A 13,361-nucleotide genomic window follows, 5' to 3' on the forward strand; every position below is an offset into this window, starting at 1 on the left:
CTTATGGCACTCGAACTCGTCAGACTCGGCATCGTTGGACTCGGAAATATGGGCAAAGCACACCTCGCGAATATTCGCGCGGGCAAAGTGCCAGGAATGCGCGTCACGGCGCTATGTGAGAGCCATGGCACCATCCCGCCGCAGCAGGAGGGAGAGACGGCCTTCACAGATGTGTCGAAAATGATCGCCAGCGGCCTGATCGATGCCATCCTCATCTGCACACCGCATTTTAGCCATACCACGATCGGTATCGAGGCACTGAAGGCCGGACTGCATGTGCTTGTCGAAAAACCCATCTCTGTTCACAAAGCGGACTGCGAGCGGCTGATCGCTGCGCATACAGACAAGAGCAAGATTTTCGCCGCGATGTTTAACATGCGCACGAATGCCTGCTTCAAGAAGGTGAAGGACCTCATCGAAAGTGGTGAGCTGGGGCAGGTGCGCCGCGTCCACTGGGAGGTGACGAACTGGTTTCGCACGAATTACTATTACGCGACGGGCGGATGGCGTGGCACCTGGAAGGGCGAGGGCGGCGGTGTGCTCATGAATCAGTGCCCGCATAATCTTGACCTTTTCCAGTGGCTCTTTGGTATGCCGCAGAGTGTGCGCGGCTTTTGCCAATTTGGTCGTTTTCACGAGATCGAGGTCGAGGATGATGTGACGGCGGTATTTCAATATGCCAATGGCACCACCGCTACCTTTGTGACCAGCACAGGCGAGGCCCCCGGCTGCAATAAGCTGGAAATCTCTGCTGAACAGGGACGCCTGACGGTCACTGATGGCACAAAGATCCACTTCCAGCGCAATCGAGCGCCGATGAGCAAATTCTGCATGGAAGCGGACGCTGCCTTCGCGATGCCGGAGAGCTGGCACATGGACATCCCGGTGGATACTAGCGGTGGGCAGCACGTGGAGATCCTGCAAAACTTCACTAACGCGATTTTGAAGGGCGAAAAGCTACTCTCACCTGCCGCTGAAGGCATTTACAGCGTGGAGCTGGCCAATGCCATCCTTCTGAGCACTTGGCAGGATCAAACCATCTCCATGCCGATGAGCAGCGCGGACTATGAGCGCATCCTGATCGAAAAAGGTGAGAAAAGCACCTTCCAGAAGACTAAAGTGGTGGCGAAAGCGACCTCTGATGATTTCGCCAAGAGCTTCCGCTAAAACCATTCCAACTCATCAGCCTCCGCCGACGAGGCCACCCAACTTACGAATGCGTGTAGGGTGGCGCAGTTTGCGCAGCGCCTTCGCCTCGATCTGACGGATGCGCTCGCGGGTGACATTGAATTGCTTACCCACCTCTTCGAGCGTGCGTCCTTGACCGCCATCACTGAGGCCAAAACGCTGATCGAGCACGGCACGCTCGCGTTCATTGAGGCTGTGGAGCACATCCCGCAGCTTGTCACGCAGGAGATGCATGGAGGTGAGCTCCATTGGATCGCGGGCTTCCTTATCCTCGATAAAGTCGCCGAACTCGACATCGCTATCGCCACTATCACCACCGACTTTCGCCTGCATGCTGATGGTGGGCTGGGACATGCGCAGCACAGCATTCACGCGATCGACTGGGATCTGGATCTCTTCGGCGATTTCTTCCGGCGTGGGCTCGCGGCCGAGCTCTTGATTGAGCTGGCGGAAGACACGCATGAGCTTGTTGATCGTCTCGATCATGTGCACCGGGATGCGAATGGTGCGGGCTTGATCAGCAATGCTGCGTGTCATGGCCTGACGTATCCACCAGGTCGCGTAGGTGCTGAATTTGTAGCCGCGGCGGTACTCGAACTTCTCGACGGCTCGCATGAGGCCCATATTCCCTTCCTGGATGAGATCGAGGAAGGAGAGACCGCGGTTGGTGTACTTTTTGGCGATGGAAATGACGAGGCGCAGATTGGCCTCGATCATTTCTGTTTTGGCCTTGGTGGAGTCCGCGACGGACTGCACGGCACGGGCAACGAGGGCACGGAATTCGTCCGAGCTCATCCAAACGTCGTTTTCAAAGGCACTCAGGTCATCTTGAGCGGACTGACTTCGTGGATGGTCACGCAGATTCGCCTGGAGATCATCCAGATCCTTCAAGCGCTGCTGGGCGACGACCATGAAGTCTTCCATGACTCTTTGCTTGAAGAAAAATTTGTCGCTAAACTTGAAGAAAGCGCTGCGGGCAGTCTCAAAGCTGGTGCGGGAAGCCGCTTTCTTACGTGGTCCGGCGGATACGAATTCAGCGAAAAGGCGGGAGCATTTATCGAAGGCATCCTGGCCTTGGAGAATGAGCGGCCCGAGCTTTTTGAAGTAACTGTCTCGCTCGCTGGATTTGCGGTCAGAGACCAGCTTGTCAAAACGCTCGACACCTTCGGCGATTTGGCGTGCGTGGGCAAGATAACCACTGGCGACGAAGCCTAGCTCATGCATGCAGGCACGGAGCTGATTGTCACCCTTTTCGATGCGCTTGGATATTTGGATTTCTTGCTCACGGGTCAGCAGCGGCACCTGCCCCATCTGCCGCAAATACATGCGAACAGGGTCATCAAGCGTGTCGAGTTTTGCGCTTTCCGTGTCACGCTGACGGTCCGTAGAGCTGCGTCTGGAGGCAGCCTCCACTTCGCTGTCGTCGAGGATTTTAATCTCCATCGAGCGAAGGCGGGTGATAAGCTCATCCATGACCTCTGTGGTCACAAGGCCCTGAGGAAGGGCATCATTCATGTCATCCCAGGTGAGATAATCATGCTCTCGAGCAATGCGGATGAGCATGCGAAGCCGTGACTGGACCTCGCTATGATTGATGTCACTGAAAACGACTACGGCAGCACGGGCACCCTGGCTGCTCTTTGGCGGACGGCCCCGGCGACGGATGGGCAGTCCATCTGGACCGAGGACGACGACAGGAGTCGGCTGGTCCTTCAGAGGATGAATACGTGGGCGACCGCGACCGCGTTTGACTGGGGTGACAGCATCTGGCTCCTCGCCCTTTTTTGCGGCGTGGGAGATTTGTGGAGATGCGTGATTACCGTTGTGGTTGATTTTGGATGCAGCCATACACGCCGCTGGGGGGTTCTCCGGGAGGTCGCTTCGGGCTAAGAAAGCGAACCAGACTAATGCTGGGCAGGTCGCAAGCGGTCAAGGCTTTCTTTAAGCTGTGCGGTCAACTCAATGACGTGTTCCTGCTCGGCGGCCATATCGTCGGGTTGCTGGTCGGGCTGGCGCATGCGTGCCTTTGCCCGTTGGATGAGGCTTTGTAGCCGGGCGACTTCGAGGGTATCGAGCGTCTGCCGCGCCTCTTCGAGTCCACCAGGGGGGCGCTTTCGTGCGATGAGCTGGGCCAGCGCAGCCTCCTCATGCCGCTCGAGTCCTGCTAGGAATGTAGTCTGTGAAATGTCATCCATCGGATCGTAGCGACTGTGCCAGAGCAGCGAAAGCAACTCCGTGCCGGGGACATCATTCAAAATCTGCTCACAGGGCTCAGAGCGGAGCCAATGGAGCACTTGGGCATCCGCGAGGGCGATTTGACAGAGGAGCATCGCGTTCGGGTGTTGTGCGGCGAGTAGCTTTTTGGCACTCTCATCGGGTTTCACGGCGTCCTTGGCCTCATCGGACTTCTGAGGCCGCTTTTCGCGGTCTTTGGCCGCACGGGTGACCATGCGCCCGAGTTCATCTTCCGAGATTTCGAGCAATTTGGCCACTTTATTGACCGCCGCGACTCGCTGGGCCACACCAGTGAAAATGCTGATCGCTCCAGCGACTTGGCCAGCCATGCGCACGCGCTCGGCCATACCGTCGCCCTTTGCATCGGAGCGCATGGCACGGATCTGGTGCTCTAAAAACTCTGGCGCATTCATCACGATCTCACGCAGAGTATCGGCCCCTTGCTTACGAATCAGTGAATCTGGGTCTTCCCCAGGCGGCAGCGATGCCACACGCACCATGAGACCGTGCGGAGAAAGCAGCTCGAAGGCACTCACGACAGCTTTTCGACCTGCGCCGTCGCTATCGTAGCAGAGAATGACTTCGTTGCAGAGGCGCTTGAGCATTTTAGCATGCTGCTCGGTGAAAGCGGTCCCCTGCCCTGCGACGACATTTTGCAGACCAGCCTCGAAAACCATGATCATATCGATCTGGCCTTCGCAGATGAAGGCCTGGCCCGCTTTGGCGATATGGCGCTTCGATTTGTCGAATCCGAAAAGGACACGACTCTTGCTAAAAACCGGCGTCTCGGGTGAATTGACGTATTTTCCGCCTTTTTGCTCAGGATCGAGTATACGACCGCTAAAGGCGATCACGTCGCCATTGTCATTGCGAATGGGAAACATCAGACGGTGCCGCCAGCGAGCGTAAGGACGGCTAATGTGGCCACTGTCATCCGGCCCCGGCTGGGTAAAGATGCCAGCATCGACCATCGCCTGCTCAGAGAGCTTTTGTTGAGCCATCCATTCTCGATAAAAGGCCGTACTCTGCGGCGCATAGCCCATCTGCCAACGCTTGGCCATCTCAGCATTGATGCCACGAGACTTCAGGTACTCACGAGCTGGCGCGGCGAGTTTATGCTTCAGAAGCAACGCGTGAAACCACTCTGCAGACTCTTTATTCGCACGAAGTAGCAGTGAGCGCTGCTTCGCCTCTGCCTCAGCATTCGCATCCCACACCTCCTCCTCCACCCGGATGCCCGCAGCATCGGCGAGACGCTTCACCGCCTCGACGAACGACATGCCATCCTGTTCCATAATAAATCGAATCGCGGAACCACCCGCACCACAGCCAAAGCAATGATAGGTGCCGCGTGATGGACTCACATTGAAAGAAGGCGTCTTCTCATTGTGAAATGGACAAAGGCCCGTGAAATTCGTGCCCGCACGACGCAGCTTCACACTACGACCGATCAGCGCCACGATGTCTGTCGCGGCGAGGATTTGGTTAACGGTTTCTTCAGGGATACGGCCCATTTTGGAGACCAGAGTGTGGAGCGCATGCTGGCTAGGCGCAAGACCAGCCGTGCGAATCCATCCCTCAGCATTCGTTTCTCCAGCTATCCGATGGGCCTAACGCGTAAATTTCGCAGTGAAAAAAGCTGCCCATCCGCTTCAGCGAGGTGCCTCGCCCCATTTTTGCGCTGCGGACTAAACTGTCGACGTCTGCGGCGAAAAACTGCCTCCACAAAATCTCGACCACCCAGCGCCACACCATCGCTAAAGTAACGCACTCTGTGACGGATCAGATCGCCCCGTGAGAGCTTTCCACCCGTGAGCAACACGTCCTCGGCTGCACGGCGGGTGATTCCACTGCGCACGACCTTTCCCTCATCATCCAAGACCTCCACTGCCGTATCGAAAAGCATGCGCCGGTATCCCTCACCAACAGAGTGCCTCAGCCAAGCATCCTCATCATGCGCCATCACGCGGCAAATACCACGCTGGCATGCCACATCACCCGCCAAGGCCTCTGCGTAACCACACCAGCGGTAATTCTGCGGATCAGCGCAAATACCGGCACGAACAGGATTCAAATCAATATACAACGCCATTGTCAAAAGAGGCTCATCTCGCCCCTCCACGAGCACCGATTTGAAGCGATCCATCCAAAGGGTCCCCTTGCGCTGGTGACGTTTGTTATACCACCGTGAGAAACGCTCCTTCACCTCTTTGATGAAGACCGTCAGATCGCAAAAACGCCGCCGAATCCCCTCCAATCGCTCCTGCGCAAGGCGCTCCTGACCGCATTTTCTCCATTCTGCCAGCTCCACCTGGAGAGACTCGATATAGCTTCGGCTATACAGAATCCGCAGGTGGCGAAGCAGCCTCGCCTCGCCCTCAGGGCCTGAAAAACGCTGCTCCAACCACGACTCCCGATTTGGCACCTCCGCCAAAACATGGAAGTGATTATGCATGACACAGTAGGTCAAAATGCGCACCCCCGTGAACTCCGACAGACGCCAAAGAACACGCCGCAGCGCCTCCTTTTCCACATCATCCCAGATCACAGCTCCGCCGCAGGTGCGAGACATCGCGTGGTAACAATTGGAGGCATTTTCCTTGAACCCCAAAATCCGCCGACGCCGCCCCTTCCAACCACTGGCAAATGAATAAATAGACGTCTTCGCATCCACCCCGATGAGTGGAGACGTCTTCGCCGACGAAGTGGTTTCGGACGCTAGACCATCCGAAATGCCACCGACTAATCGGGGCGAAGAAACTTCAGGGAGGAACGTGGGCGATCCTGAGCCAGTCGGCGGAGTCGAAGGGAGTAGAGCCATGGCCCAAAAGTAGTCGTGTCATTGGTAGGACGCAACAACTTAATGCCGCGCATATAGTAAGCATCACGGGCCTGCAAAACACGGGGTTGCGAGCGTGCGCTCCGAGCACCGCGGCGCATGACGCCATTTCCTACTCAGGACACGACTTGACGAAGCCTTGGAGGCGGGGCACCGAGCGGCATGATGCTTATCTCAGGAAATCAGGTCGCAGAAAAAGTACTTTTGGAATGCAAAGCGGAAATCGCCGCGCTGAAGGCGTGTGGTGTCACGCCAGGGCTGGCGGTGGTGTTGGTGGGGGATGATCCTGCCTCGCGGGCTTATGTGCGCTCGAAGGATAAAAAGTGCCGCGATCTCGGGCTGCACTCGGTGAAGTTGGAATTACCTGCCACGACGTCGCAGGCGGAGTTGCTGGCTGTGGTGGCCAAGTTGAATGCTGATCCGGCCATTCACGGCATTTTGGTGCAAAGTCCGCCCCCTGCTCACATCGACGAAAGCGCGATCGTGAGAGCTATCGAGCCCACGAAGGATGTGGATGGCTTTCACCCGGTCAATGTGGCCAAGCTGGCGCTGGAGGATGCATCTGGCTTCGTGCCTTGCACGCCCCTGGGTTGCCAGAGACTGCTCATGGAGGCCGGGATCGAGACAAAGGGCGCCCGAGCGGTGATCATCGGTCGCAGCATGATCGTTGGGAAGCCGATGGCGATGCTCCTCATGGCGAAAGGGCCGGGCGGTGACGCGACGGTCACGGTGGCGCATTCACGCACGAAGGATCTGGCTGCGATCACCCGCGAGGCGGATATCATCATCGCGGCGATTGGCCGCCCAGGCTTCGTGAGAGCGGAGCACGTGCGCGAGGGAGCCGTGGTGATCGATGTGGGCATCAATCGCGTGGACGATCCAGGCTCTGAAAAAGGCTACAAGCTGGTTGGTGATGTGGCTTTTGATGAAGTGGCGCCGAAGTGCCGCGCCATCACGCCTGTGCCAGGCGGCGTGGGTCCCATGACCATCGCGATGCTGATGGCCAATACGATCAAGGCAGCCAAATTGGCCACGGGACGCTGATTTGATCCCTCATTGGCGGTAGGAGCCAGATTCGGCTCATCCGAGGCGTTTTTTGCATCTCGACTCATGCGCACGCTTTTTTTCTGCCTTCTTGCCTCGTCTTTAACTGCCGCTGACTGGCCTACCTATCGTGGTGATGCCTCGCGTAGTGGTTACTCGCCAGAAACGATCCCCAATCAACTCCGGCAGCGCTGGGAGTTTCGTCTTCCAGCAGCTCCAAAGCCAGCCTGGCCGACCTCCGAGCGCATGGAGTATGATTTGGCGTTCCAACCGATCATTGTGGGTGATCTTGTGCTGTTCGGTAGCTCGGTGGATGATCAGGTGTATGCGCTGGAGGCAAAGACGGGGGCTGTGCGCTGGCGATTCTTCACGGGTGGACCGGTGCGCTTTGCGCCAGCAGCGTGGAAGGACCGCGTGTTCGTGGTGAGTGATGATGGGCATCTCTACGCACTCGCGTTGAGCGATGGGAAGGTGCTATGGCAGCATCGTGGTGGGCCGGGACCGCAGCAGGTGCTCGGGAATGAGCGAATGATCTCACATTGGCCTGCACGGGGTGGGGCGGTGGTGCTTGGTGATCAAGTGTATTACTCTGCGGGTATTTGGCCGAGTGATGGTGTGTTCCTGCATGCGCTGGATGCGGCCACGGGCACTCCGATCTGGCAAAATAGCGAGTCGGGCGGCATTCTCATGGCCCAGCCGCATGGCGGCGCGGAGGCTGTGAGCGGTGTGGCTCCACAGGGCTACCTGCTGGCTGATGAGAGTGCTTTGATCGTGCCCACAGGCCGCGCTGTGCCAGCGGTGTTCGAGCGTAGTGATGGAAAGCTGCTCTATTATCATCTGCAAAAAAACCAGCAGCGCGGCGGCACGCGCACGGTGCTCACGGAGTCGAGCTTTTTGAATGCAGGCTGCCTTTTTGATGTCAAGACGGGCGATATGACCTCGCAGTTCGGCATGGGCTCGGCGGTGGCTATTCCCGGTGGGGTGGTGCGTGCCGAAGGACGCTCCCTGGCCACCTATCGCTGGAAAGATGTGGAAAAAATCGACCGCAAAGGCGCAGCGTCGATGGTGCGCTCGCTGGTGCAGGACAAGCTCACCCCGCTGGAAAAAGAAGTGCTCGAATTCATCATCACTGGCTCAGAGGCGGTGATCGGCTTTGACGGGCAAATCAGCGCCATCGACTACAACGGGCAGCGCACAGAGTGGTGGAAGCAAAAGGTCGAAGGACGTGTGCTGGGGCTAGCGGCAGGTCATGGCCGTGTAGTCGCTACCACGGACAAAGGCATGGTTTATCTCTTTGATGGTGATCCTGCTCCGCTGCCCGCCCCGGTGCCACTAGCAGAAGAAAAGTCGCTCGATGCCGCCGCGATGGCAGAGGCAAAAAACATCCTCGATGCCGCGAAAATCACGGAAGGCTACGCCGTCGTGCTCGGAGCAGGTCACGCTGATTTTGCCCTCGCTTTGGCCCGCCAATCCGAATTGCAAATCGTCGTCGTGGAGAGTGATGCCGCCGCTGCACAGGCAGCGCGGGAACGAATCGCCCACGCAGGCCTCTACGGCACGCGTGTGTCCGTGCAGGTTGGTAAGTTGGATGCTACGAGCTTTCCCAAGCAGTTCGCCAACCTCGTCATTGCACCGAAAGAGGTCACGCCAGCGATTCAAAAGGAGATGGATCGTCTGCGCCGCCCTTACAGCGGTCTCATTTGCCATCGCGACAGTCTAAAGCTCGAAAAAGCTGATGCTCCAAGCGGTGCAGGAAGCTGGACGCATCAAAATGGCAGCGCCGCGAATACACTGTGCTCGGATGATGAATTGGTGAAGGGCAAGTTGTCGATGTTTTGGTTCCGCGATGTCGAGTTCGAGATCGCGAATCGTCATGGACAAGGCCCCGCACCACTCATTGCGCAGGGTTACATGGTCACGAGTGGTGTTCACGGCCTCTATTGCCTGGATGCCTACAATGGGCGCAAGCTATGGGAGTTTGATGTGAAGAATCTGCTCATCGACTTCGATGGCATCCATCATGATGTCGGCATCGGAGACACGGGTGGTCCGTTCTGCATCGGTGGCGACTCTGTTTATGTCAAAAGCGGTTCACGCTGCCTGCGGATCAGCCTGGCGACGGGCAAGCTCGTGCGTGAATTCGCCACGCCAGTCGCGACGGATGCTGTGAACCGCAACTGGGGCTATCTGGCTTTTGAAAATGGGCTACTCTTTGGCTCGGTGGAAAACGCCGCGCATAATGTGAGTCCGCGTTATCAGCTCACAAATCTGCGTACTGAGTCTGTGCTACTTTTTGCGGCTGATCCGGCCACTGGTGCGATCAAATGGAAGTATGAGCCCCAAGGCTCCATCCGCCACAATAGCGTCGCCATCGCTGGAGAGCGTGTCTATTTGATCGACCGCCCGATCATCGAGGCGGATCGCGTGAGCAATCCGCGCCGTGATGGCAAATCAGCACCGAAGCTCACGCACAGCCAGCTTCCGGCGGGCACTCTGATCGCGCTGGATTCTGCCACGGGCAAAGTCCTGTGGGAAAACAAGGAAGACATTTGGGGGACTCAGGTGGCAGTCAGTGCGAAGCACGGCGTGCTGCTGATGAACTACAAAGCCGTGCGGCATAACTTCTTCGAGCTGCCATCGGAAGTGGGTGGACGCCTCGCCGGCTTCGACATTGCCACAGGGAAGCGCTTGTGGGATCAAGACGGCAAATATCAGACCCGCCCGCTCATCAATGACTCGACGATTTATTCCCAAGGCGGTGCCTGGGATCTAAAAACGGGTTCACCGGTCGAATTCGAACTCCAGCGCTCCTATGGCTGCGGACAGATCGCCGCGAGCAAGAATCTGATGCTCTTTCGCAGTGCCACGCTCGGCTATGTGGATCTCACTCGCAAAGCGGGGACTGAAAACTATGGCGGCATACGCCCTAGTTGCTGGATCAATGCGATTCCCGCCTCTGGTCTCGTTTTGGTGCCGGATGGCTCTTCGAAATGCCATTGCAGCTACCAGATGCGAGCGTGGTTCGCCCTTCAGGGGGAGTGAGGCGTTTGAGGCGATGGAGACTAAGTTTTCGGGCGAAAAGCGCCATTCTCACAGCGTAGGTTTCTTGTGAGCGCAAAAATGACACCTCGGGTTTTTATTGGATGGACGTTGCTGGCTGGCATCAGCCTCGCGGCGGCTCCACAGCAGCCATTGAGCTTTGTGAACGATATTCAGCCTATTTTGACCAAGGCGGGCTGCAATGCGGGTGCTTGCCATGCAAAGGCGATCACGGGCCAGCGCGGTTTTCGCCTCAGTGTGCTGGGTTTTGAGCCGGAGGAGGATTACGAGGCGATCGTGAAACAAGGAAAAGGCAGACGCGTGTTCCCGCCAGCGCCAGAGGAAAGCCTGCTCATCACGAAAGGGGCCGCCATCGTACCGCATACGGGCGGGAAGAAGATCGAGCCCGGATCGGAGCCTTTTCAGACGCTGGTGCGCTGGATCGCGGAGGGGATGCCCTACGAGCAGCCAGGGGAGGCGAAGCTGACGCAAATCACCGTGGAGCCCGCTCGCGTGACGATGCAGGCCAAAACACAGCGCCAACTTCAAGTGAAGGCTACTTACAGTGATGGAAGCAGCCGCGATGTGACGAAACAGGCCCTTTTTGAGGCCAATGACACGGCGATGGCCACGGCGAGCGAGAGCGGGCTGGTGAGCACGCTGGATCTACCGGGCAATGTGGCCGTGATGGTCCGCTATGGCGGCAAAGTGTCAGTTTGCAGCATCTCGGTGCCACTAGGGGCTCCTGTCGTCTCGATGCCGCCGGAGAAAAACTTCATCGATAAGCATGTTTTTGCCAATCTGCGGCAGATCGGGGTGCCACCATCGCCCATCTGTGATGACAGCTCTTTCCTGCGCCGCGTGTCGCTAGACATTGCGGGCCGATTGCCGACTCCGGAGGAGACTCGCACGTTTTTGAGTGATCAGCGGCCCGATAAGCGTGACAGGGCTATCGACTCGCTTTTGGCCTCACCTGATTATGCGGACTATTTCGCCAATAAATGGACCTCCCTGCTCAAAAACCAGCGCACCGAGGCCGCAGACATCACGGCGAACTTCGCCTTCCACGCATGGATGCGGGATAGCCTGCTGGCGAATGCGCCCTACGATCAGATCGTGCGGCAAGTGCTGGCCTCCACGGGCACCATCGTATCGAATCCACCCGTGGCGTGGTACAAGCGGGTGAAGGAACCGAATGTGCAACTGGAGGATGTGGCGCAGCTCTTCCTGGGTGTGCGGATGCAGTGTGCGCAGTGCCATCATCATCCGTTCGAGAAATGGACGCAGGCGGAGTACTATCATCTGGCGGCGTTCTTCAGCCAGATCGGTCGGAAACCGACCGCCATCGCGGGTGAGGACCTCATCTTCCACAAGCGTGGCATTGCACAGACGGAGCACCGCAAGACCCGCGTCATGCTACGGCCTGCGGGACTGGGAGAGCCGCCATTGGACATCCCGCCGGATGAAGATCCGCGCCTAGCGCTGGTGGATTGGATGAGTAAAAAGACGAACCCGTTTTTCGCGAAGTCGCTGGTGAATCGGTATTGGAAGCACTTCTTCAAGCGCGGCCTAGTGGAGCCAGAGGACGATCTGCGTGATACGAACCCGCCGAGCAATCCAGAGCTCTTCGATGCTCTGGCCAAGCACTTCACGGACAGTGGCTATGACCTGAAGTCCCTGGTGCGTGAGATCGCCCGTAGTCACACCTACCAGCTCAGTGCGATGCCGAATGAGCACAATGCGGTGGACCGGCAGGCGTACTCGCACTTTTACCCGCGCCGCATGCCTGCGGAGGTGCTTCTCGATAGCATCGACATGGTGACGGGCTCGAAGACGGACTTCGCCGATCTACCACCCGGCACGCGTGCCGTTTCACTGCCAGATAATAGCTACAACCGCGCTTCGCCCTTCTTAAAGGTGTTTGGCCGTCCAGAGGCGACGAGTGTGTGTGAGTGTGAGCGCACGCAGTCGGCGAGTTTGGCGCAGAGTCTGCACCTGATGAATGCATCGGACGTGAAATCGAAGCTAGCGGCATCCAATGGCCGTGCGGATCTGCTGACGCGTGCGGAGAAGCCAGAGCCGGAGCGTATCCGGGAGCTTTACCTCGCAGCCTTTTCACGCGAGCCGGAGGCAGATGAGGTGAGCATCGCGGAGACGCATCTGCTAAAGCCACGCACGGATGCCGCAGGCAAGCTGCTCGACTCGCAGCGTGCAAAGCGAATGGGCTACGAAGATCTGCTGTGGGCGCTGATCAATACGAAGGAGTTTCTATTTAATCACTGAGTCGGCATCTTTGCATTGCCGGGGGCGGTTTTTCGGCCAACGGGAGAGTTCCTCTATCTCACTTCATGCCAGCCACACTCCGCGCCGTCCTCTTCGATTTCGATGGCCTCATCGTTGATACCGAAAGCACCGGGTATCTCACCTGGAAGGAAATCTTTGCGCAGCACGGGCATGAGCTGCCAGTGGAGCGCTATGCGCAAGTGGTGGGCACGGATTTTAGCACCAGCTATGATCCGCGCCGCGATCTGGAGTCGCTGACTGGCCTGCGCTTTGACTGGGATGCGATGGAGCTACAGCGGCGTGAGCGTGAAAACACGCTGCGTCAGACGCTGACACCGCTGCCCGGTGTGCTGGAGCGGCTGGAGGAGGCGGCATCGCTGGGGCTGCCCTGTGCCATCGCCAGCAGCAGCCCACGCTGGTGGATCGACTCCTGGATGCAGCAGCTCGCGCTGGGGCATCGCTTTGTGCATTTTTCCACGGTGGATGATACGGGCAAGGTGAAGCCGGACCCGAGCCTGTTTCAGCATGCTGCGGCTAGTCTAGGCATGGCAGCGGATGAGGTGGTGATCTTTGAAGATTCGCTCAATGGACTCAAAGCAGCGCTAGCGGCCGAAATGCGCTGCGTAGTGGCCCCAGGGCCGATGACGCGGCATCTCGACTTCGAGGGTGCTTGGCGACGAGTCGAGTCGCTGGCGCATGTGTCGCTGCGGGAGTTAGCGAGCGAGTTTTGACC

8 protein-coding genes are annotated in these 13,361 nt (G+C 58.0%); 5 read left to right on the forward strand and 3 right to left on the reverse strand.

Features of this window, described 5'->3' with window-relative positions; translation table 11 throughout:
- The first annotated feature begins 3 nt into the window (after positions 1 to 3).
- A complete protein-coding gene (locus IPK32_01750; protein ID MBK8090743.1) occupies positions 4 to 1,167 on the forward strand; it encodes a Gfo/Idh/MocA family oxidoreductase in 1,164 nt (387 codons plus the stop codon).
- A 15-nt stretch (positions 1,168 to 1,182) separates the two neighbouring features.
- Here IPK32_01750 and rpoD read toward each other — a convergent pair whose 3' ends face one another.
- The 3 genes from rpoD to IPK32_01765 form a co-directional block, all read right to left on the reverse strand.
- The gene (gene rpoD / locus IPK32_01755) at positions 1,183 to 3,036 is read right to left on the reverse strand and encodes an RNA polymerase sigma factor RpoD (GenBank protein MBK8090744.1); all 1,854 of its coding nucleotides are present in this window, start codon (positions 3,034 to 3,036) and stop codon (positions 1,183 to 1,185) included.
- Between the two features lie 56 nt (positions 3,037 to 3,092).
- The gene (gene dnaG, locus IPK32_01760; protein ID MBK8090745.1) at positions 3,093 to 4,937 is read right to left on the reverse strand and encodes a DNA primase; all 1,845 of its coding nucleotides are present in this window, start codon (positions 4,935 to 4,937) and stop codon (positions 3,093 to 3,095) included.
- Positions 4,938 to 5,020: 83 nt separating this feature from the next.
- A complete protein-coding gene (locus tag IPK32_01765; GenBank protein ID MBK8090746.1) occupies positions 5,021 to 5,995 on the reverse strand; it encodes a chemotaxis protein CheW in 975 nt (324 codons plus the stop codon).
- A 429-nt stretch (positions 5,996 to 6,424) separates the two neighbouring features.
- Between IPK32_01765 and folD the strand changes: the two genes are divergently transcribed.
- The 4 genes from folD (at position 6,425) to IPK32_01785 (ending at position 13,359) form a co-directional block, all read left to right on the forward strand.
- Entirely contained in the window at positions 6,425 to 7,306 is an 882-nt protein-coding gene (folD, locus tag IPK32_01770) for a bifunctional methylenetetrahydrofolate dehydrogenase/methenyltetrahydrofolate cyclohydrolase FolD (protein ID MBK8090747.1), read from the forward strand.
- Between the two features lie 66 nt (positions 7,307 to 7,372).
- Positions 7,373 to 10,348 carry a PQQ-binding-like beta-propeller repeat protein gene (locus tag IPK32_01775; GenBank protein MBK8090748.1) on the forward strand — a complete coding sequence of 992 codons (2,976 nt, stop codon included), beginning with the start codon at positions 7,373 to 7,375 and terminating at the stop codon, positions 10,346 to 10,348.
- 78 nt (positions 10,349 to 10,426) lie between these two features.
- A complete protein-coding gene (locus IPK32_01780; GenBank protein ID MBK8090749.1) occupies positions 10,427 to 12,628 on the forward strand; it encodes a DUF1553 domain-containing protein in 2,202 nt (733 codons plus the stop codon).
- 65 nt (positions 12,629 to 12,693) lie between these two features.
- Positions 12,694 to 13,359 carry an HAD-IA family hydrolase gene (locus tag IPK32_01785; GenBank protein MBK8090750.1) on the forward strand — a complete coding sequence of 222 codons (666 nt, stop codon included), beginning with the start codon at positions 12,694 to 12,696 and terminating at the stop codon, positions 13,357 to 13,359.
- The last annotated feature ends 2 nt before the right edge of the window (positions 13,360 to 13,361 follow it).

It is taken from the genome of Verrucomicrobiaceae bacterium, assembly GCA_016713035.1.
In the GTDB taxonomy this organism is placed as follows: domain Bacteria; phylum Verrucomicrobiota; class Verrucomicrobiia; order Verrucomicrobiales; family Verrucomicrobiaceae; genus Prosthecobacter.

Bases quoted from the DNA above. Each gene is read 5' to 3' on its own strand.
- IPK32_01750 (MBK8090743.1), top strand. From the start codon at position 4: ATGGCACTCGAACTCGTCAGACTCGGCATCGTTGGACTCGGAAATATG.
- rpoD (MBK8090744.1), bottom strand. From the start codon at position 3,036: ATGGCTGCATCCAAAATCAACCACAACGGTAATCACGCATCTCCACAA.
- dnaG (MBK8090745.1), bottom strand. From the start codon at position 4,937: ATGGGCCGTATCCCTGAAGAAACCGTTAACCAAATCCTCGCCGCGACA.
- IPK32_01765 (MBK8090746.1), bottom strand. From the start codon at position 5,995: ATGTCTCGCACCTGCGGCGGAGCTGTGATCTGGGATGATGTGGAAAAG.
- folD (MBK8090747.1), top strand. From the start codon at position 6,425: ATGATGCTTATCTCAGGAAATCAGGTCGCAGAAAAAGTACTTTTGGAA.
- IPK32_01775 (MBK8090748.1), top strand. From the start codon at position 7,373: ATGCGCACGCTTTTTTTCTGCCTTCTTGCCTCGTCTTTAACTGCCGCT.
- IPK32_01780 (MBK8090749.1), top strand. From the start codon at position 10,427: ATGACACCTCGGGTTTTTATTGGATGGACGTTGCTGGCTGGCATCAGC.
- IPK32_01785 (MBK8090750.1), top strand. From the start codon at position 12,694: ATGCCAGCCACACTCCGCGCCGTCCTCTTCGATTTCGATGGCCTCATC.